18 protein-coding genes and 2 pseudogenes are annotated in these 22,334 nt (G+C 36.8%); 1 reads left to right on the top strand and 19 read right to left on the bottom strand.

Annotated elements, in window-relative coordinates:
* Positions 1 to 2 precede the first annotated feature (2 nt).
* The 12 genes and pseudogenes from smc to ACXKY9_RS18690 form a co-directional block, all read right to left on the bottom strand.
* Positions 3 to 3,110, bottom strand: a pseudogene (gene smc / locus ACXKY9_RS18635) (chromosome segregation protein SMC); the annotation flags it as partial.
* A gap of 97 nt (positions 3,111 to 3,207) precedes the next feature.
* Entirely contained in the window at positions 3,208 to 5,013 is a 1,806-nt protein-coding gene (gene ltrA, locus ACXKY9_RS18640) for a group II intron reverse transcriptase/maturase (protein WP_000108316.1), read from the bottom strand.
* Between the two features lie 703 nt (positions 5,014 to 5,716).
* Positions 5,717 to 6,178: pseudogene (locus tag ACXKY9_RS18645) on the bottom strand (AAA family ATPase); the annotation flags it as partial.
* Positions 6,179 to 6,324: 146 nt separating this feature from the next.
* A complete protein-coding gene (gene rncS, locus ACXKY9_RS18650) occupies positions 6,325 to 7,062 on the bottom strand; it encodes a ribonuclease III (protein ID WP_001146875.1) in 738 nt (245 codons plus the stop codon).
* 58 nt (positions 7,063 to 7,120) lie between these two features.
* Positions 7,121 to 7,354 (bottom strand): acyl carrier protein, encoded by a 234-nt coding sequence (gene acpP / locus ACXKY9_RS18655; RefSeq protein WP_000786062.1) that lies wholly within the window; start codon positions 7,352 to 7,354, stop codon positions 7,121 to 7,123.
* Positions 7,355 to 7,423: 69 nt separating this feature from the next.
* Positions 7,424 to 8,164 (bottom strand): 3-oxoacyl-[acyl-carrier-protein] reductase, encoded by a 741-nt coding sequence (gene fabG / locus ACXKY9_RS18660; protein ID WP_000911768.1) that lies wholly within the window; start codon positions 8,162 to 8,164, stop codon positions 7,424 to 7,426.
* On the bottom strand, positions 8,164 to 9,108 hold the full coding sequence (gene fabD / locus ACXKY9_RS18665) for an ACP S-malonyltransferase (protein ID WP_000515905.1): 945 nt from the start codon (positions 9,106 to 9,108) through the stop codon (positions 8,164 to 8,166). The genes fabG and fabD overlap by 1 nt, the downstream gene beginning before the upstream one ends.
* A gap of 14 nt (positions 9,109 to 9,122) precedes the next feature.
* Positions 9,123 to 10,115, bottom strand: coding sequence for a phosphate acyltransferase PlsX (plsX, locus tag ACXKY9_RS18670; RefSeq protein WP_000684098.1), 993 nt, complete (start codon positions 10,113 to 10,115; stop codon positions 9,123 to 9,125).
* A complete protein-coding gene (fapR, locus tag ACXKY9_RS18675; protein WP_000747349.1) occupies positions 10,112 to 10,705 on the bottom strand; it encodes a transcription factor FapR in 594 nt (197 codons plus the stop codon). The genes plsX and fapR overlap by 4 nt, the downstream gene beginning before the upstream one ends.
* A gap of 88 nt (positions 10,706 to 10,793) precedes the next feature.
* Complete coding sequence (gene recG, locus ACXKY9_RS18680; protein ID WP_001000811.1) at positions 10,794 to 12,842, bottom strand: ATP-dependent DNA helicase RecG; 2,049 nt, start codon at positions 12,840 to 12,842, stop codon at positions 10,794 to 10,796.
* 290 nt (positions 12,843 to 13,132) lie between these two features.
* A complete protein-coding gene (locus ACXKY9_RS18685) occupies positions 13,133 to 14,809 on the bottom strand; it encodes a DAK2 domain-containing protein (RefSeq protein ID WP_000027129.1) in 1,677 nt (558 codons plus the stop codon).
* Positions 14,810 to 14,831: 22 nt separating this feature from the next.
* Positions 14,832 to 15,194 (bottom strand): Asp23/Gls24 family envelope stress response protein, encoded by a 363-nt coding sequence (locus ACXKY9_RS18690; RefSeq protein WP_000021109.1) that lies wholly within the window; start codon positions 15,192 to 15,194, stop codon positions 14,832 to 14,834.
* A gap of 376 nt (positions 15,195 to 15,570) precedes the next feature.
* Here ACXKY9_RS18690 and rpmB point away from each other — a divergent pair, with 376 nt between their 5' ends.
* Entirely contained in the window at positions 15,571 to 15,759 is a 189-nt protein-coding gene (gene rpmB / locus ACXKY9_RS18695; protein WP_000124776.1) for a 50S ribosomal protein L28, read from the top strand.
* A 73-nt stretch (positions 15,760 to 15,832) separates the two neighbouring features.
* Here rpmB and spoVM read toward each other — a convergent pair whose 3' ends face one another.
* The 7 genes from spoVM to rlmN form a co-directional block, all read right to left on the bottom strand.
* On the bottom strand, positions 15,833 to 15,913 hold the full coding sequence (gene spoVM, locus ACXKY9_RS18700) for a stage V sporulation protein SpoVM (protein WP_001213599.1): 81 nt from the start codon (positions 15,911 to 15,913) through the stop codon (positions 15,833 to 15,835).
* A 66-nt stretch (positions 15,914 to 15,979) separates the two neighbouring features.
* Positions 15,980 to 16,660 (bottom strand): thiamine diphosphokinase, encoded by a 681-nt coding sequence (locus ACXKY9_RS18705; protein ID WP_002132739.1) that lies wholly within the window; start codon positions 16,658 to 16,660, stop codon positions 15,980 to 15,982.
* Between the two features lie 69 nt (positions 16,661 to 16,729).
* Positions 16,730 to 17,374 (bottom strand): ribulose-phosphate 3-epimerase, encoded by a 645-nt coding sequence (rpe, locus tag ACXKY9_RS18710; protein ID WP_000589974.1) that lies wholly within the window; start codon positions 17,372 to 17,374, stop codon positions 16,730 to 16,732.
* A 2-nt stretch (positions 17,375 to 17,376) separates the two neighbouring features.
* Positions 17,377 to 18,258, bottom strand: coding sequence for a ribosome small subunit-dependent GTPase A (rsgA, locus tag ACXKY9_RS18715; RefSeq protein ID WP_001113932.1), 882 nt, complete (start codon positions 18,256 to 18,258; stop codon positions 17,377 to 17,379).
* Positions 18,259 to 18,504: 246 nt separating this feature from the next.
* Positions 18,505 to 20,478 (bottom strand): Stk1 family PASTA domain-containing Ser/Thr kinase, encoded by a 1,974-nt coding sequence (pknB, locus tag ACXKY9_RS18720; protein ID WP_000904748.1) that lies wholly within the window; start codon positions 20,476 to 20,478, stop codon positions 18,505 to 18,507.
* Between the two features lie 8 nt (positions 20,479 to 20,486).
* Positions 20,487 to 21,239 carry a Stp1/IreP family PP2C-type Ser/Thr phosphatase gene (locus ACXKY9_RS18725; protein WP_000648703.1) on the bottom strand — a complete coding sequence of 251 codons (753 nt, stop codon included), beginning with the start codon at positions 21,237 to 21,239 and terminating at the stop codon, positions 20,487 to 20,489.
* Positions 21,240 to 21,243: 4 nt separating this feature from the next.
* A complete protein-coding gene (rlmN, locus tag ACXKY9_RS18730; RefSeq protein ID WP_000450541.1) occupies positions 21,244 to 22,332 on the bottom strand; it encodes a dual-specificity RNA methyltransferase RlmN in 1,089 nt (362 codons plus the stop codon).
* Positions 22,333 to 22,334: the final 2 nt, after the last annotated feature.

Consider the following 22,334-nt stretch of genomic DNA (forward strand, 5'->3'; position numbering starts at 1 on the left):
TCCTATTCACTTGCAATAAGTTCTTCTCCGGCGTCTAAACGAACCGAAACAAGTTTAGATACCCCCGATTCTTGCATTGTTACACCGTACAACACATCAGACTCTTCCATTGTACCTTTTCTATGTGTAATTACAATAAACTGCGTCTCATCACTGAATTTCTTTAAATACTGTGCAAAACGAGCTACATTCGCCTCATCAAGGGCTGCCTCTACCTCATCTAGTACACAGAACGGTACTGGGCGTACTTTTAAAATACCAAATAAAAGCGCAATTGCTGTTAAAGCACGCTCTCCACCTGAAAGTAAACCTAAGTTCTGCAGTTTCTTCCCTGGCGGTTGTGCTACAATATCAATACCCGTATTTAGTAAATCCTCTGGATTAGTCATTACTAAATCCGCTCTACCGCCTCCAAATAATTCAGAGAATACCGATTGAAACTCCATTCTAATGCCTTCAAACGTAGTAGAAAAGCGTTTTTTCATTTCTTCATCCATTTCGGTAATAAGCTGGTGCAATGTCGCTTTCGCTTCTTCTAAGTCGTCTCTCTGCTCTAGTAAGAATGTATGACGCTCCGCTACACGTTCATATTCATCAATTGCCCCTAGGTTCACTGTACCTAACTCTTCTATGGATAATTTGATTAATTTTACTTTCTTACGCGCATCTTCTGCAGGCATTGTCATTGTATATTTTAGTTTTGCCGCTTCAAATGAAATCGTATATGTTTCACGTAAATGTTGTAATCTATTTTCCAACTCTACATCCAGTCGATTTATTCTCACTTCTTGATCTTTCAACATTTCAAGAACATATTTATGTTTACCTGTCGTTTCTTTCAAATTGCGCTCTAAATGTTCTACTCTCTCTTGCAACGATACACGTTGTTCACGACGAGAGCGAATTAATTCTGAAGTTTGATTACGATCATATGCTTTCTTCTCAATCATATTCGTAATTTGCTCTTCACCACTTGAATTAGATGTCATTTCTTGTTTTAAGAACGCTAAATCCTCTTTCGTTTTTACAAGTGTCGCATCCGTTTCTTCTTTTTCCTTCGTCAATCGTTCAACTTTTTCTTTTTGATTAGATAAGCGTTGTTGCTTTTCAGCTGCCAGCACTTTTAACTCAGTCATTTCTTTTTGAACTTTTTCTTTCGAAGAATGTTGCTCACTTTTTTGTTTTGTTAAAGCTACAATTTTACTATCTAACTTAGTGATTTCAGCTTGAAGATTCGTTAAAACCCCTTCTAACTCCTCTTTACGCCCTTGCATTTTTACTCGATCTTGTAAAAACCCTTCAATCTCTAAATCATAAATAGACAACCGATCATTAATACGATGTTCTTCTAATTCTAAACGATTAATCTCTTCTCTTAATTTCTGCTCATCTACACGATCTGCTTCTACAGTTTGCCTTAGTTCGCGTATTTTCACTTCTTTTTCTTGAATCTCTTGTTTTACTGCTTTAACAAAGTTTTCTAACTTCGTTGTTTTTTCTTCCATATCAGTTAACTTGCGAGTCCACTCTTCCAGTTCACGTTGGCGTCCTAATAAAGAAGATTTCGCTTGCTTTACCGCCCCACCAGTCATAGAACCGCCAGGATTCACTACGTCGCCTTCGATTGTTACAATGCGATAACGGTATTGCAGTTGTTTCGCCAACTCATTTGCTCCACGTAAATCTTTCGCAACAATAACAGTACCTAATAAATTTGAAACTACATTTTCATATTTATTGTTGTACTGCACAAGTTCTGCCGCCACACCTACAAACGATGGGTGTTGATTTGCAATGCGTAATTGCTCAAATGATAACGATCTGCTTTTAATAACAGCTTGCGGTAAAAACGTTGCACGTCCATGTTTATTTTGCTTTAGAAATGCAATCGCATTACGAGCATGTTCCTCTGTTTGTACAACAATATGCTGCATCGCTGCACCTAGAGCGATTTCCATTGCAACTTCGTATTCTTTCGGTACCGTTAACAGTTCCGCAACAGCACCCTCGATACCTTGCAACCTATTTTCTCTAGCTTTCAATACTTCACGTACACCTTGATAGAATCCAGAATAATCTTCTTGCATCTCTTCAAGCATTTCTTTTCGAGAACGTGCCTGTTGCACAAATTGATATGCTTGATACAGTTTTGTTTCATTTTCACTATACTGCGTCTTACATTTCCCAAGCGCCGCCTCTGTCTTCTGTATATTTGAGAGAATGCCAGCTACTTTTTCTTTCGCTTGTTCGTAACTTTCTACAAGTTTCGTCTTTTTCGCTGTAATTTCCATACGCATTTCTACATATTTCGCATTCTCTTCATCTAGACGCTCGTTTTTAGACGTTTGCTGTTTCGATTGTTCTTCAATCATAGATAATTCATTACGATGACTAGCTTGTTGATTTAAAAGCTCAATATAGTCACCTTTTAAATTCTCAATCTGTTCCTCTAAATTGTCAGCAAAAGTAGCAAGCAGTTGCTCATTATCATGCAATTTTTGCTCCAACTCTTTTACTTCATTCACAAATTGCATTAAAGATTCTGTACTTGACTCAATCTCACCATCGTAACTTTTAGCTTTCTCAGTTAATTCAACAATTAACTGCTCAAGTTGCGCACAATGCGTCGTAGCATTTTGCTTTCTTTCTTTTAACAACTCACGCTGCCCTTCTAGTTTTTCTAGCTCTTTACTAGAAAGAAGAAGTACTTCTTGCAACGAGTCTACAGACTCGTCTACCGCTTGTAATTGTCCTCGTAATTCCTCAAGCTCTTCTTCACTTTTTTGTAAATTCGTTGACATTTTAGCTTCTTCGTTTTTATTATGCCCAAACTGATTTCGAAGCGCTTCCCATTTCTCATGCAATTCTTCAATTTCATGAACAATAAGCGCAGCTTCTACTTTCTCTAATTCTTCTTTATTCTCAAGATAATCTTTCGCAATAGAAGCTTGTCTTTCTAAAGGTTCTACTTGACTACTTAATTCATGAATTATATCTTGTACACGATTTAAGTTTTCTTGTGTTTCTGCTAGTTTCCCTTCAGCTTTCTTTTTGCGAAGTTTGTATTTTAGTACGCCTGCCGCTTCTTCAAATACACCTCGACGCTCTTGTTAGTGATAGGTAAGGATTTGAAGTTATCTCTACCTTTTCCCCCACTCCACACCGTACGTGAGACTTTCACCTCATACGGCGCTCCATCTAATTTGTTTATTGTTTAATTTTTTCTAAATTACAAGCTCTTCGATATTGGTTTATTCGTTTAACTTGTTCCACAGTCAACGAGTGTTTTTGAAAGTAGGATTCAATCGTTTGTTTATTTGTCATGTGAATTAATCTATGAATTTCTTTATGAATGATTCTAAGATTTTCATACTCATCTGTTCCGCCTAATCCCTTCGGAATATAGTGGTGGCAATGTAGCTCACTTGCTGGTAAAAATTCTTTAAGTATCTCACATTTTCCATTCAACATAGAATACCTTGCCATTCGATTATCCAAGTACTCTATACTTTCATTAGGGATATTTGCAGTTAGTAGTTTCTTAATTTCGCCTAATACCAATTTATTTAACTCAATATGTTTGGCAATCTTTCGGCCTTTTTGATTGTAAGGTGTTTGGGTTTGCGTGTAATTCCATATAGTTGCTGTTTGTATATCCGCTAGTGGAAATAAGTAAATACCACATACTTTAAATGTTCGATAATTATTTTTAAAGAATTTTGTAAACACCGGAGGTGCATTGATTGGAACTTCATATTTCCCGACACTTTTTAATCGATTGAATATTACTAATGATAGGTTAAATGCAAGCTGTTTCATTTCAATATTTACATGTGTAACATACCTAAAATAGTTACGCAGTCCAAGTACATAGGCATTATATAATTGCACATTTTTCCGAGTTGATGACAACTGAATAGCTTTTATTCGCTTTTTGATCTCAAGTTTGATTTGCTTCTTTTTCTTATTTGATATCCTAGAGTTACAAACCCATTTGTTTCTTTTGGGTACTACATATAATAAATATCCTAAGAACTCAGATTTGTTTTTTCTAAGGTTGATTATTCTGGATTTTTCTGGTGAAATGTCCAACTTTAATCGTTCCTTGAGATACATTTTTGTCGCGAAAAACCATTTTTGTGCCGTTCGGAAATCCTTTGCCATAATTTTAAAATCATCTGCATAACGAACAATAAATCCTTGTTTCAATTTGGTACCTTTCATTGCTCGCTTTTGATTTGCATTATTTGTATATGGATATGATGTTTCAAAATAGTGCCATTGGCTTGCTATCCATTGGTCTAAATCATTTAAAACTATATTGGATAGTAATGGCGAGAGTATTCCACCTTGTGGTGTTCCCTTTTTTGGAATTCCAAATCCCTTAATTGGTGCTTTTAGAATTAAATAGATAAGTTTTAACACTCGCTTATCTTTAATACCCATATTCCACAATTGTTTTAGAAGTAATGTGTGATTAACATTGTCAAAGAATCCTTTTATATCTATATCTACCGCGTAATGAAAAGTATTTCTGCTTATCAAAAACATTACTCTAGAAATGGCATGTTTTGTTCCTCTCATCGGACGAAATCCATAACTATGTTCGTAAAATTTCGCCTCGCAAATCGGCTCCAAAATTTGCCTAATCATTTGTTGAATTAACCGATCAAACATTGTTGGAATTCCTAAAGGTCTTTTATCTCCATTGGACTTAGGAATAAAAACTCTCTTTACTGCTTTTGGTTTGTATATCTCTAGTTGTTTACAAACCAATGATAAGAATTCCTTTTTATACATTGGTTTATAATTATCTATCGTGAACAAATCCGTGCCAGCGGTTTTGGACCCCTTGTTAGATTTTATTGTTCGGTATGCTAAAAGAATATTGTTCTCCGAAGTAATCAATTCATATAGACCATGGAATGATTTATTTCCTTGACTTTCTTCATATAACCTATCAAATGTTTCTTGCATATTGTAATATTCCCAATATCTCATTGTTGTGCTCAACTGTGGAAACCTCCTAGGTTTTTGCCCACATTCCTACCTGACCATTGAGCTTCATTTTCTTAAAATTAAACATAAAACAAACTAGACTTGGGGCCATCCCTCCACGTTCATTAGACGCTTCAACGGTACTGTGCCCCTACCTTCACAAAAATAAAGGAATTTCGGCTAATTACCTTATATCCACCTGCCCAGTAGTAGCTGTTTTCATTTAGCAGTTTTTTGCTTCCCACGTTCCAATATATCTAGCTATTCATGATAACCGTAGGTGTTTGCTATAAGCCTGTAGAGTTTATAAGCTCATCGTTGCTTATCCCGATTTCCTACCGTCAGATTCGTACTTCTCGGTACCCTACCACACTCTTGTGTGCTATACCTTTCGGTATAGTGCAATTTTAGACCCGTACCTTCGCAAATTCGTCAGACCCATAAGGGACATTCTCACCATAGTTATCTTTTCAGCCATCCGACCTATCCTACACCATATGATTAAAAATCACTTAGGCTCGTTCAGCCGACTTCACCTAGCTTCATACACAATCTGTCTACTAACAAATCATGCATGTAGGAGTATTAATGGAGTTGTTTCAATTCAACATGACGATTTTCATTCCAACTCTCGATATATTAGTTATTGTTGCTTAAGATAAATTTCAGCAACACTCTCACTTCACGTCTAAACGCTTATAGAGAAACGTGTCGCGCCTGACTTACTACTTAAAATCTCTTCCACTTTCCCCTGGCTAATAATTGAAAAAGCTTCTCTTCCCATACCAGAGTCCATAAATAAATCGATAATATCTTTCAATCTACATGATTGTTTATTAATATAAAAATCACTATCACCTGAACGAGATACACGACGTGTTACACACACCTCATTGTATTCAATTGGTAAACGTTGATCTTCATTATTTAAAGTTATTGTTACTTCAGCAACATTAACCGCTCTCCTCGTATCACTGCCTGCAAAAATAATATCCTCCATCTTTGCACCACGTAATGATTTTGCAGATTGTTCACCAAGTACCCAGCGAATTGCATCAGTAATATTACTTTTCCCGCTTCCATTAGGTCCTACTACAGAAGTTACACCTGGGACAAAATCAACAGATACACGCTCAGCAAAAGACTTAAACCCTGCTATTTCTAATCTTTTTAAAAACACGAAAGGCCTTCCTCCTATTCTCCGCCGTTATAAATGTTCTCTATATAAAAACAAGTATTATACGGATTTACCTTCTTTTTCTTTATAAACAAAAAGAAAGTTTCATTCTATGCATAAGGAATCCCCCTCATTCAAAGGGGGATTCCTTATAGTTGTTCTTTTAATTTTTTCAATGCTTCTGCAGCAGCTTGTTGCTCTGCTTCTTTTTTCGACTTACCACTACCAAGACCTAAAGCTACGTTATTTAACGTAACACGTGACACAAATTCTCGATTGTGAGCTGGTCCTTTTTCTTGCAAAATTTGATACTCAACATTGCCACTGCCATCACGCTGAATCAATTCTTGCAACTGACTCTTATAATCCATCACATGAGAAAAAGCACCCTCATTAATTTTCGGATATACAATTTCTTTTAAGAATTCCCAAACTGTTTCTAGCCCTTGATCAAGATAAAGGGCACCAATAAACGCTTCAAAGACATCCGCTAATAAAGCTGGTCGTTCACGTCCACCTGTCATTTCTTCACCTTTTCCTAATAAAACAAGGCTGCCAAATGACAATTCGTTCGCAAAACGAACAAGAGATGGCTCACATACAATAGCTGCACGTAGTTTTGTTAACTCTCCTTCGCTCATTGTCGGATATTTTTGAAACAGATACTGTGATACAGTCAGTTCCAATACTGCATCTCCAAGAAATTCAAGACGCTCATTATCTTCATGCGGTTTTTTTCGATGCTCATTCACATACGATGAATGCGTAAATGCTTGAATCAATAATTTTTCATCTGTAAACGTAATACCTATCTTTTCTTGAAACACTTTAAATGCTTCACGATATTTTGTTTCGTATTTTTTTTCTCTATATTTTCGGTACGGCATAGGTCCCTCCAGATATAAGCCAGAAAGCCCCGCTAAAAAACGGGACTTCACTTAAGCATTATAGATGACTCTCTATGTAAGTCACAGCATCGCCAACAGTAGCAATCTTTTCAGCATCTTCATCAGAAATTTCCATTTCGAATTCATCTTCTAATTGCATTACAAGTTCTACTACATCTAGGGAGTCTGCTCCTAAATCTTCCTTGAAGCTTGCAGCTGGTACTACCTCAGTCTCTTCTACTCCTAAACGATCAACGATGATTTTTGTTACGCGCTCTAAAACATCTGCCATTCCATTCACCTCCCCTCAAATATTATATTAAATATTGACCAAAAAAACTAGGTGAAATCGATTCTTTTATTACATTACCATACCGCCATCAACATTTAACGTTTGACCTGTAACATATTTGCTTTGATCAGAAGCAAAAAACGTTACAGCATTCGCGATATCTTTCGCTTCACCAAATTGAGCAGCTGGAATAACTTTTAACATTTCAGCTTTAATATTCTCATCTAGTACATCCGTCATATCAGTCGCAATAAAGCCCGGCGCAATTGCATTCACAGTAATATTTCGACTTGCTAACTCTTTTGCAGATGTTTTTGTTAATCCAATAACACCCGCTTTAGCAGCAACATAATTAGCTTGCCCTGGGTTTCCTATAACACCCACAACAGAAGCGATATTTATAATTCTACCGTGACGTTGACGCATCATATAACGAGATACTGCTTTTGTACATAAGAATACACCTTTTAAGTTTGTATTAATAACTGTATCCCATTCTTCTTCTTTCATACGCATTAATAAATTATCTTTTGTTACACCAGCATTATTTACAAGAATATCAACTTGTCCAAATGTATCTACTGTTTGTTTCACCATATTTGTAACATCATCAGCATTTGCAACATCTGCTTTTACCGCAATTGCATCAGAACCTAATTTCTTAATTTCATCTACTACTTCATTTGCTTTTTGTTCATTACCTGCATAATTTACTACTACATTTGCCCCTTGTTTCGCTAAATCGATCGCAATCGCGCGACCAATTCCACGTGAAGCGCCAGTTACTAATGCTACCTTCCCTTTTAACATCAGTTTTCTCCTCTCAAATTTGAAATGGTATCTTTTAATGTCTCTTCATCATATATCGCATATGCTTTCGCTGATGAATCAATTGACTTCATAAGTCCAGCAAGTACTTTTCCAGGCCCAATTTCAATAAATGTATCTACTCCCTGCTTCACCATACATTCAATAGACGGGTACCATAATACAGGCGAATAAAGCTGTTCGATTAACTTTTCTTGAATGTCGGCACCACGTGTAATAACATCCGCCGTAACATTTGCAATAACAGGAATGTTCGTATCATGAATTGTAATTTCATTCAAAACACTTTGAAACTTCTCAGCTGCCGGCTTCATAAGTGAAGAATGGAATGGCCCACTTACTTTTAGTGGAATTGCTCTCTTTGCACCATTTTCTTTCGCTCTTTGAGAAGCAACCTCTACGCCTTGCTTCGTTCCAGAAATTACAATTTGCTTCGTACTATTCATATTAGCGATTTGCACTGCATATCCTTCACTTGTTACTTCTTCTGTAACTTGTTTCAGCATATGTGGGTCAGCACCTAATATAGCTGCCATTGCACCTTCCCTGCCCGGAACAGCTTCTTCCATATATTCCCCGCGTTTCCTTACAGCATATACCGCATCTTCAAAAGTTAATGCACCAGCTGCTACAAGAGCGCTATATTCACCTAAACTATGACCAGCGACAAAGTCAGGTGTAATGTCATACTCTTTCAAAGCTGTCAAAATAGCAAAACTCGTTGTTAATAATGCAGGCTGCGCATTTGTTGTTAATGTAAGCTTTTCCTGCGGTCCTTCAAAAATCACTTCTGAAAGTGAATCTTGCAACACCTCATCTGCTTTTGCAAACACTTTTGCAACCTCTTTATTATTCTCTGCTAATTGTTTACCCATTCCAACTGCCTGTGAACCTTGGCCCGGAAAAAGAAATGCTATTTTTCCCATTTCAAATCCTCCTCTTATTGGAGTGACTCTTTCTCCATTACGCTTGAAATCGTAGGAATTACTTCTTTCGCTACCATTTCTCTCGTTTGACGAATCGCACTAAATATCGACTGGTCATTAGAAGAACCGTGAGCCTTAATGACAGGTGCTTTCAATCCAAATAATGCAGCTCCTCCATACTCCGAATAATCCATTTTATCTTTTAATACCATAAGTTTTGGCTTTAATACCGCCGCTGCTAATTTACTCGTAAATGAACTCATTAATTGTTCTTTCAACATAGAGAATAGCGCAAGTGCTGTTCCCTCTAATGATTTCAACGCTACATTCCCTGTAAAACCATCACATACAACAACATCTGCTACACCTTGCAATAAATCTCTTGATTCAATGTTCCCAACGAAATTAATTGGCGCATCTTTAAGCATTGCAAATACTTGCTTTGAAAGCTCGTTTCCTTTTCCATCCTCTGTTCCAACGTTTAATAGTCCAACGCGAGGATTTTCAATTCCTCTTACCTTCTCAGCATAAACAGATCCCATTACTGCATATTGATATAAATGAATTGGTTTTGCATCAACATTTGCTCCAACATCTAACATAACAAAACCTTTTCCATCTACAGTTGGCATTGTAGGCGATAAAGCTGGTCGCTCAATTCCTTCCATACGACCGACAACAAATAATCCAGCTGCCATTAAAGCTCCTGTACTACCTGCGGATATACAAGCGTCTGCTTCTCCATCCTTTACTTGTTGTGCCGCAAGCACCATTGAAGCTTGTTTTTTTCGACGAACCGCTCTTACTGGTTCCTCCGTTGATTCTATTTTTTCGTCTGTATGAAGAATAGTAATTCGTTCATCACTCGTTAAGTATTGACGAATTTCCTCTTCTTTCCCTACTAACGTAATATGTAAATCAGAATATTCCTTAATAGCTTTCATTGCCCCTAATACTACAGCCTTTGGAGCGTGATCTCCGCCCATTGCATCTATTGCGATTTTCATAAGTTGTTACCTTCCTCACTATAATTACTAGATCGATACATTTCAAAAGTGCCTGTAAAAACAAGTTCTTCTCCAACGAAGCTACGCACTTTGACAACCGTCCGTCCCTTATCATTCTCTACATCTTCAACGCGCGCTTTTGCAACAACACGCTCTCCTAATTTTACAGGGCGAATGTATCGAATGGTAGACTTTGCAGTTAAAGCTAATTCTTCATCAATAACTGCAACAGCTAGTGAGTTTGCTTGCGCAAACAGATGATGCCCACGGGCAATTTGATTTCTTTTAAATACATGTTCTACCTTTACTTCAAAGATAGAGATTGCATGTCTATCTAATTCAATATCAATAATTTCTCCAACAACCTCTTCTAACGGTAAAGATTTCACATCTTCTTCATGTTGCTTTGTAGCTACATGTTTAATTCTCTCTCTTAATTCAGGAATAGACAATTCCATACGATCAAGTCGTACTGTTTGTATACTCACTTGAAATTTTTCCGCTAAATCTTCATCCGTAATAAAAGGATTTGATTCGATTGTTTGTTGTAATAACTCTTGTCTTTCTTTTTTACTTCTTCTTTTTTTCATACCGCACCATCCATTTTTATGACTAGGTACTAACAGTAGTATATAATCATTAAAAGTAGAATGCAACAAAAAATTTTGTTGACTCCCTTTAATCGAGCTTCTCTCCTTGGAACACCCCTGTCCCATCAAGATACGTACGCAAGGCAGCGTACTGATCATTGTGCCAAAACGCTTCTGAATCTACTAGTATCGCCGCATCTTGCCTTGCTGTTTCTAACGCTCGATAATCATGTACCATGTCAGCAACCTTAAATTCTGGTAAGCCACTTTGCTTACTCCCAAAGAAATCTCCAGGACCTCGTAATTCTAAATCTTTTTCTGACAATACAAATCCATCATTTGTTTCAGTCATTATGCGCATTCTTTCTTTCCCTGTTTCTGATTTAGGGTCTGCTATTAATAAACAATATGATTGCTCACTACCACGGCCGACACGCCCTCTAAGCTGATGAAGCTGCGATAAACCGAAACGTTCTGCATCATAAATAACCATTACAGTCGCATTCGGTACGTTCACACCTACTTCAACAACTGTTGTCGATACAAGAATTTGCACTTTATTTTCACTAAACTGTCCCATTATCTCTTCTTTTTCCTGAGACGATAATCTCCCATGCATCAATCCAACTTGGCATTTCCCTTGGTAATGATGCGTCAGCATACTATGTAAGTCGATAGCATTTTGCACATCAAGTTTCTCAGATTCTTCAATTAGAGGACAAATAACGTATGCCTGTCTTCCTTTTTTTATCTCCTTTTCAACAAAACCGAGAACGCGATCTAACATATCATGTTTTGCCCAATATGTTTCAATCACCTTTCTACCTGCTGGCATCTCATCGATTATCGAAACATCCATCTCTCCAAATGCAGTAATTGCAAGCGTACGCGGAATTGGTGTCGCTGTCATAAATAATACATCTGGACTTTCACCTTTCTCCCGTAAAACTCGGCGCTGCGCTACACCAAATCGATGCTGTTCATCTGTAATAACGAGACCCAACCTATGAAATATAACTTCATCTTGAATTAAGGCATGCGTTCCAACAAGAATATCTATTTCTCCTTGTTCTAACTTCGCTAAAATTTCTCGACGTCTCGCACCTTTAACAGAACTTGTTAACAGTTCCACCTTCATACCAAAATGCGAAAACGTTTCAGCAAGCGACTGATAATGTTGCTCAGCTAAAATTTCTGTAGGAACCATTAAAGCACCTTGATAATGAGCTAATTTCGATGCATAAAGGCCAATCGCAGCAACAACTGTTTTCCCAGAACCAACGTCACCTTGCAATAGTCGGTTCATCCGATAAGGAGATGTCATATCTTTCAAAATTTCATCTACAACTCGGTGCTGCGCACCCGTTAATGGAAACGGCAGTGCATCGATAAATTCTTGTAATTCTACTGACGGAATCTCTTTCTTCGTCCCTTTTGAATTTTCCCTCTCCATTTTCCGGAGCGTTTGCATTTTCAGCTGAAATAAGAAAAATTCTTCATATACAAAACGGCGACGCGCTTGCTTCAAATCTTCCTGTCCTACCGGAAAATGCAATGCCCTAAGCGCTTCATATCTTGGTAATAATTTATATCGCCCTAACAAACCATCCGGTAACACTTCGACTATAGAATCTCCATATTCCTTTAACGCTTGAGCAATAAAACGACGCATCTGTTTTACTGTAAGTTTCCCCTTTACTGAATAAACAGGTTCCACTTCTTGTTGACGTACAACCGGCCCAAAATGAAGTTCTGATACAGCAATTGTTTGACGATGTTGATCCCATTTACCAGTAATCGTTACCGTTTCATCTAACTTTAATTTTTGCTTATAGTAAGGCCTATTAAAACATACCGCCGTAATTAAATAACGACCGACGAGAACACGAACTGTTAAACGCGATTTCTTCTTACCATAATATTGCAGCAAAGGAGCACTATGAATCTTCCCTTCAACCGTTACACGTTCATCATGCTTTACTTCAGCAAGATCTTTCATCGCATAATCTTCATAACGGTACGGAAAATGTTCTAATAGATGAGAAACTGTATAAATACCCATCTCATGTAGTAACTCAGATGTTTCTCCTCCTATCCCCTTTACATCCGTAACAGGAACTTGTACAACATCATTCAAGATTCTCACACCCCGTCACATTATTTTCTTTATTGCATTTTATTTGAGTACCAATTAGCATCTGTAATCGCTCTCTTTCACCTTATATATTCTATCATAGGCATTCTAAGAGAAACTACTCAAATCCCTTATATAAAACAAGTAAAAAAGAGCCTCACTATTAGCAGCAAGGCTCTTTTCTCTCTTCAATATGCTAGCCTTTTGAATAAAAACTAGTAATAACCTTCATATTACTACTTCTTATCCATTAGCAAGTAAGTAATCCATTTATTTTCAAAACGAATCTTATCTTATTCTACAGAGAAGATGAAAGAATACACTGGTTGGTTTCCAGCATGCACTTCTACTTCTGCATCTTCAAATTTCTCTTCTACAAATTCAACTAACTCCGCTACTTCTTCGTCAGTTGCATCTTCACCTTGTAGAATCGTTACGATTTCAGAATCTTCATCAATAAGCGCTTCTAGTAATTGCTTCGCAGCTCCTACTTTTTCAGCATTTGTAGATACAATTTTCCCATCTGCAATACACATGAAATCATCTTTTTGAATTGCTACACCATCAATTTCCGTATCACGTACAGCATACGTAATTTGACCTGTTTTCACATGAGATAAAGCTTCTTGCATGTTTTCTTCATTCTCTTCTAACGTTCCAACTGGGTTAAATGCTAACATTGCTGCCATACCTTGAGGAACTGTTTTCGAACGAACAACAATAACTTCTTGATCTACAACTGATGCCGCTTGTTCTGCTGCCATTACAATATTTCCGTTATTCGGTAAAATAATGATTTTTTCAGCATTTGCTTCTTCAATTGCCTTCACGATATCCTCCGTACTTGGATTCATCGTTTGACCACCTTCGATAACTTTCGTTGCGCCGATGCTCTCAAATAAAGTTTTAATACCAGACCCCATAGCTACAGTTACGATACCATATGGTTGTTTTTCTTTCGATTGAGCTGGTTGTTCAGGAACCATAGTAGGTTCATCTAATAAAGCAGTATGCTGTTCACGCATATTTTCTACTTTAATCTTAATTAAACTACCGTATTTTTGCCCGTAGTTCATAGCGTCTCCAGGATGTTCTGCATGGATATGAACTTTTACAATTTCATCATCAGACACAACTAGTAGAGAATCACCATATACACTAATATCTTCACGGAATTTTTGTTCAGAGAAATTATGCTCTTTCACCTTTTCAGCCTCTAATTTCACCATGAACTCCGTACAATATCCATACTTAATATCTTCTGTACTCAATTGGCTTTGTACACTACGGTGATGTTCTGCGCGTACCATTTCATTCATAGATGGTTGCGTCGGTGCATCAGAAGAAATCGTTTCTCCTTTTAAGTCAGCTAAAAATCCTTCGTATACCACTACAAGACCTTTACCACCGCTATCTACAACGCCAACTTGTTTTAATACAGGTAATAAATCTGGCGTACGATTTAACGATGCGTTTGCTTCTTTCACAACGTCTTCCATAAACAAAACAAAGTCGCGCTGTTTTTTCGCAACTGTTACTGCATATTTACCCGTTTCTCTTGCAACCGTTAAAATCGTTCCTTCAATCGGTTTCATAACCGCTTTATAAGCCGCCTCTACTCCAGCTTCTAGTGCTGCAGCAAAATCAACTGTTGTTAATTCTTCTTTTTGTTCAATGGATTTAGAGAAACCACGGAACAACTGAGATAAAATAACTCCAGAGTTACCACGAGCTCCCATTAATAATCCTTTGGCTAAACTTACGCCGACTTTACCAGCATGCTGTGAAGGGTTTGCTTTCACTTCACGCGCACCTGAAGTCATAGATAAGTTCATGTTTGTACCGGTATCGCCATCTGGAACTGGAAATACGTTTAATGCATCAACAAGCTGAACATTGTTTGTTAAATTATTCGCTCCTTGCATGATCATTTGTGATAAACGTTTTCCATCAATTTTTTGAATTGACACAGATTTTCCTCCTTAATGCACATTACAAGTTTATTACTTTAACTCCTTGTACGTAGATGTTTACAGAATCTACTGCTAGTCCTACAGTTTGATCTAATGTATATTTCACTTTCGTCTGCACATTATGTGCCACTTCTGAAATTTTCGTACCATAGCTCACAATAATATACATATCAATATGTACTTCATCTTCATCTTTACGAACAATAACACCTCTAGTGAAGTTTTCTTTTCGTAAAATGTCTGTTAATCCATCTTTTAACTGATTTTTTGATGCCATACCTACGATACCGTAGCAATCTACCGCGGCACCTCCAGCAATTGTTGCAATTACATCTGTACTAATATCAATTTGACCGTACTTCGTTTTAATTTCAATTGACATCTCGTTTCCCCCTTCATAAATGGTGAAAGTGAGCTAGACTACTTTAGTTACTATCATATAATCTTTTTAAAGAAAATTCCATCGTTCTTTCTTTTCACTCTCATATTTTATGTTTTAAATTACACTTTTTTATGATGAGCAAAATAGTCCATTGTTATTATACAACATGTACCACTATAATATGTCAAGCAATTTTTATGGATTTCAACTTTTCTTCATTGACATATAGTGTCAAGTAAATTTTCTTGATTTCTTTTTTCTACGGTGTTGCATTCTCTTTTTAGTTGTGTTAAATTATAGTAGTGTTTTTAGCATCGCATAAAAGACTAACATTGAAAAATTACGTATGGTAAGGTATCAAGGGAGGGAAATATAAATGGCTCGTGTTTGTGCTATTACTGGAAGAAAAGCTCGTTCTGGTAACTCTCGTTCTCACGCAATGAACGCTACAAAACGTAAGTGGGGCGCTAACCTTCAAAAAGTTCGCGTACGCATCGACGGAAAAGTTCAACGTGTTTACGTTTCTGCTAGAGCATTAAAATCTGGCAAAATCGAACGTGTTTAATAATAAAAAAAAGAGCCGATAGGCTCTTTTTTTACTATAACAATGGAAAAAGCACCGGTGATAGGTGCTTTTTTTAATCTTTTTTGAAGGTATTTAACATTGCACGAACTATTCCACCAAGAAATTTAGGTAACTTAATTGTATAAAATCTCATGGTTTCCCTCCTAATCCCCATTACTCCACTTGGTCACTATATGATGTAAGGAGCAAAATTGTTTCTTCAATCAGTGCTTCTTATCAACATTAATATGCCAGAAGTAAATGAAAAAGTACCTTTTTCCTCAACGAGTTCGTTACTAATACAAAGTGTTGATCCCCACTCTATTGTTTTATTAGTAAGAGGGTACTTAAAACCAAACAATGTAATCCCTTCCACTATTTCAGTAACTGGTACAAAAGATACATAAGGAAAATTTTTATTTTCTTCAATTATATGTGTACCCATTTTTTTAACTGTTATTTCATTTTTATTGTCCACAATACACATTTCTATCTCTACTTCTAACCCTTTTAAAAGCATCTGTATATTTGCCAAACCGTGATCAAGCCTTCCACCAGTAGCACCAAAAATACGAATTAGTGTCGGCTTCTGTTCTAATGCCCAGTTGATTGCAATTTCTAAATCCGTTTGATCTTTTTCCCGCGGAACAATATGTAATTCGTTCGTTTGCTGTCCCATCCATACTAATTCTTCTTCAGTAACTGAATCGTAATCTCCAAACGCAACAGCCGGGGTAATCCCTTTCTTTAATAGACGGTATACTCCCCTATCAACCGCTGCCCACACTACTTCCTCATTCTCGTATCGAGCAAAATCTGCGCAATATTCCGAAGGTCCTCCTGCCAAAATATGAATAATCATTTTTTCTTCTCCTTCCATTGTAAAAAGGCAATCTGCCATTCGGTAGATTGCCTTTTTACATATTTTTATCCTATCCTATAAATGCCTTACTAGGATAAAAGTTCATCACTACCCACGAATTACGCGAATTGCTTCACCGCGGTCTTTTTGATTGTATACTGCTGACCCAGCTACAAGTACATTTGCTCCTGCTTCCACACAAAGTCTTGCTGTTTCAGCATTTACACCACCATCAACTTCAATTTCCACTTCTAGATTGCGCTCTTTCACCATGTCTGCAACTTGTTTAATTTTCGGTAATACAGAATGGATAAACTTCTGTCCACCAAATCCAGGGTTTACTGTCATAAGTAATACCATATCTATATCTTCTAATACATGCTCAATCACTGAAACTGGCGTATGTGGATTTAATACAACGCCCGCTTTAATACCATGAGATTTAATTAACTGAATTGTACGATGTAGATGCGGACACGCCTCTACGTGAACAGTAATAATATCCGCTCCCGCTTGTGCGAAAGTCGGGATATAGTTATCAGGATTTTCAATCATTAAATGTACATCTAATGGTAATGATGTAATCGGACGGATTGCTTCTACAATTAACGGTCCAATCGTAATATTTGGTACGAAATGTCCATCCATTACGTCAACGTGAATGTAATCCGCTCCGCCCTTTTCTACATCTTTAATCTCTTCCCCTAATTTTGAAAAATCTGCTGATAAAATCGATGGTGCAATTTTAATCATAACTAATACCTCGGCTTTCTCTCTCTAATTTCTTCTACGAATTGTTTATAGTTCTTATAGCGATATTCTGTAATCTTCCCTTCTTCAACCGCAGCTTTCACCGCACATTTCGGTTCAGAAAGATGTGTACACCCTCTAAATTTACAGTATTGGCTCGCTTCTTTCAACTCTGGAAAACAATATGTAAGATCTTCTACTTCTATATCAATGAAATCTAGTGAACTAAAACCCGGTGTATCTGCTACTAGTCCACTCCCAATTGCAATTAATTCTACGTGTCTTGTCGTATGCTTCCCGCGTCCTAAATGGGAAGAAATATCATTTGTTTTCAGCTCTAATTCTGGACGTAGCACATTAAGCATTGAAGATTTCCCAACACCAGATTGGCCCGCAACGACAGAAACACAATTTTCTAAGTATGGTTTTAATATATCAATACTTTCTGAAGTATTAATAGAAGTAAATAAAACATCATAACCCATCTCACGATAATCATTCGCATAAGCTTCAACAGTTGCTTTCATCTTTTCATCTACTAAATCCATCTTGCTAATACAAATAATTGGCTTAATGTTATGATATTCAATCAGCACTAAAAATCGATCTAACAGTCCAGGATTAAAATCTGGTTCTACTGCAGAGAACACAAGGATCGCTTGATCGACATTAGCAATAGGAGGTCTAACAAGTTCATTTTTTCGATCAAACACTTCAAGCACATAACCTTCAGTTGGATTATCTGCCTGAAAAACAACTTGGTCTCCTACAAGTGGTGTAATTTTATTTTTTCTAAATACACCTCGCCCACGACATTGCGTAACCCCTTCTTCATGCTGCACGTAATAAAACCCACTTAAAGCTTTTATAATTTTTCCTTCTGGCATAGAATTCTCCTTTTTTGTATAAGGTGATGCTGAATTTAAAAATGAATGGATTTAAATTTTCCAAATAACGATTTCAAAACCTACCATATATACTTTCGCTAATATACATTGAATTTCCCATTAAATGCAAAAAAATATTTACAGCTGCATCACTTTACTAGCTTTTTGAATCATATATTTTTGCCTGCTATACCGTCCACTTTGTAGACAGCATAACAGGCAATAATAATAAGTAGACTTTCACTATTATTGAGTTGGATATGGTACTTCTTTATCAATAATCGTTACTCCATCCCGTACAATTTTATAGTGTCCCTTTGAACCTTCTTGAATTACAAATTCTAAAGAAATAGTCGCTGATTCAGTAATTGTTCTCGTTTCAACCGGTCTATCCATTTTTTGCTGCATGTCTTCTTTATAAATTTCTATTGTTTGCGGCTTTTTTTCACCTGTTACAGCAGGCTCATATGGGATAGAGATATTGTCCACTTTTACCGTTTTAGTCACTTTAGGCTTTTGACCATCAGAGATAATAATAGTTACTTTATCTCCCTCTTTTAATGGTGTACCTGGTTTTGGAAATTGCGAAATTACAAGTCCTTTTTCGACTGTATCTGAATACTCTCGTTTTATATCTGACGTTAGTTTTCTCTCATTCAAATAACCAGTTACACTATTTTCAGTCCACCCCGAAAAGTCACCTGGTCTAATTTGATAAGGCCCTTTACTTACCCAGATTTTCAGTTCTTGCTCCGCTTCTATAACCATCTGATCAGGCGTCGGAATTTGTTCTACAATTTCACCTTTCGGCTTATCATTTTCAATATAATTTACCGTAACTTGTTTATATTTTTCTTCTAACTCAGCTTTTACACTCTCAAAGTTTTGACCTGTGAAATTTGCCATCTTACTTTTCTTTTTTCCACCTGATTGATAGATAGTAATTTTAGCGTTTTCTTTTACGACTCTTCCTGCTACAGGGTCCGTTTTTATTACATCCCCAACTTCAACATCATCTGTATATACAATATTAGGCTCCGTCACCTCAAAGCCCTTTTCTACTAATGTATTTACAGCTGTCGTGTATTTCATACCAGCCACATCAGGAACTTTCACATCTTTCGGAATAAATAATCCTGGAATAACCGTAAGTGCTAATGTTATTCCTATTGCTAAAAATAAAAATGTTGAAATTAAAACTTTAAGCCACTTGTTACTCCGTTTTTTCTTCTTATCTAACTCAGCTGCTTCTGCTCTTATCGGTTCTTCCACCTTACTCCCTTTTAAAACAATCGTTTCATCACTTACATTTTCAAATAATTGTTCTTGTTGAATAATCGGAATCGCTTTCGTCGCTTCCATATCTTCCGGTATGTAAAATGGTTGCTCATTTATCCTCTCTGGATATAGCGCAGTTTCAATATCTCGCTTCATCGCATTGGCAGATTGATATCGGTGAAACGGATCTTTTGCAGTTGCCTTTAATATAATATTTTCAACACTTTGCGGAATATTTTCATTCCATCTTTTTGGTGATGGGATTTCACTTTGTAAATGTTTTAAAGCTATAGCAACAGCAGATTCGCCAGAAAACGGTTGTCTTCCTGTTAACAATTCAAACATAACTATTCCAAGAGAATAGATATCTGATTGTTTATTTGCTATCCCGCCACGTGCCTGTTCTGGTGATAAATAATGGACTGAACCAAGCACTGAATTTGTATGTGTAATTGTTGTTGCACTTGTAGCTGTCGCAATTCCAAAATCTGTTACTTTTATTATTCCATCAGCTCGAATTAAAATATTGTGCGGCTTTATATCACGATGCACAATTTCAAAATGATGGGCATGTGCCATAGCGGATGTTAACTGCTCCATAATATCAAGAGCTTCTCCTATAGGTAACATCCCTCGCTCAATTATGTATTGCTTCAATGTTTGCCCTGGTACATATTCCATGACAAGATAGTATATACCATCTTCTTCTCCGACATCATACATATTCACAATATTTGGATGCGACAACGTTGTAACAGACTGCGCTTCTCGATGGAAACGTTTAATAAACTCTTCGTTATTTGAGTAGTCGAGTCTTAATATTTTTACCGCTACATCTCGGCCAAGTATATCATCATGAGCTAAATATACATTGGCCATTCCGCCACCACCAATCATTTTCAGCAGCTTATAACGGTCATTTAAGCGTTTTCCAATCAGCACGTTGCACTTCACCTACTTTCGTTTGTCGAACCCGCATAATCAATAAGAACAAGTGTGATATTATCTTCTCCACCGCGATCATTTGCCAATTGAATGAGACACTGCCCTTTACCTTCAAGCTGTTCATTTAACTGTAAAATTTGTCGCATATCATCAATAGAAACTTTGTTTGATAACCCATCAGAGCAAAGAAGTAATTGATCATCTTCCTCAATCACCAACGTTTTAACATCTAACCCAACTTTTTCTTCTGTTCCTAATGCTCTTAATAACACATTCTTTTTCGGATGATACTCTGCGTCTTCCTTTGAAATTTCACCATGTTTCACAAGCTCATTTACAAGTGAATGATCTTCCGTTACTAGCGTCATTTCTCCTTCTGATACCATATAGCAACGACTATCTCCTATATGCCCTATTGTCACAAAGCTTGGTGTACAAACAGCTATTATAAGCGTTGTTCCCATACCATTACATTCTGCATTTTGCTGAGCGTATTCATATATACGCTCATTAATAATCCCAACACTAGTATGTAACCATTGTTCTACTTTTTTCGGCTCATTCATATTATGTGTTTGCTTCCAATAATCATGGAATAATTGAATGGCCATCGAGCTAGCTACATCACCAGCTCGATGACCTCCCATTCCATCTGCTACTACCGCTAATACATTTCCATCTAAATTGTGAAAAACTCCTGCACTATCTTCATTATGTTGACGAACTTTTCCTTTATCCGATAGAAATACGGCTTTCATCTCGTCACCTCGTCTCTTCTTTGCGCTCCTTCGCACGCAACTGACCGCAGGCTGCATCAATATCATGACCTTGTTCACGGCGAATCGTTACATTCACTCCACGATCTTTTAACGTTTTCTCGAACAAGAAAATTTGTTCACGTGGCGTACGTACATAATCACGTTCAGGTACGTAGTTTACCGGAATCAAGTTCACATGACATTTTACACCTTTTAAGAGCGCAGCAAGCTCTTCAGCATGCTCTACTTGGTCATTTTCTCCTCCAAATAATCCATATTCAAAAGTAATACGACGCCCTGTTCTATTTACATAGTATTTAATAGCTTCCATTAAATCTGGTAATTTATAAGCACGGTTAATCGGCATTAATTTTGAACGTAATTCTGAGTTTGGAGCATGCAATGAAATCGCAAAATTAATTTGTAGATCTTCTTCAGCAAACTTATAAATTTTCGGGATAATTCCACTCGTCGAAACAGTCATATGTCTCGCACCAATATGAAGTCCTTTTTCATGGTTAATGATGCGTAAGAATCCCATTAAATTATCATAGTTATCAAATGGTTCTCCAATCCCCATAACAACAAGAGAACTTACACGTTCTTCCGTTTCATCAAGCGCACGCTGAACTTCTACTACTTGCGCTACGATTTCTCCAGCTTCTAGGTTTCGCTTTAATCCACCAAGTGTCGAAGCACAGAACGTACACCCAATACGACAACCAACTTGCGTTGTTACACAAATGGAATTTCCATATTCGTGTCGCATTAATACCGTTTCAATAGAATATCCGTCATATAATTGGAATAAGAATTTAATTGTTCCATCCGAAGACGTTTGTTTTACTAACGTGTTTAAAGTAGTAATATCAAAGGAATTCGACAATTTATCACGCAATCCTTTAGAAAGGTTTGACATATCCTCATAATTTTTTACACGTTTTTTATATAACCAATCAAAAATTTGTCCAGCACGGAACTTCGGTTCTCCTTGTTCCTTTAACCAATCTTGCATTTCATGAAGTTGTAAAGAGTAAATTGATGGTTTCTTCGTTTCTAAATTTTTCTTTTGTTTTCTTACAGTCGTTTCCATGA

Source organism: Bacillus sp. 2175 (genome assembly GCF_057812155.1).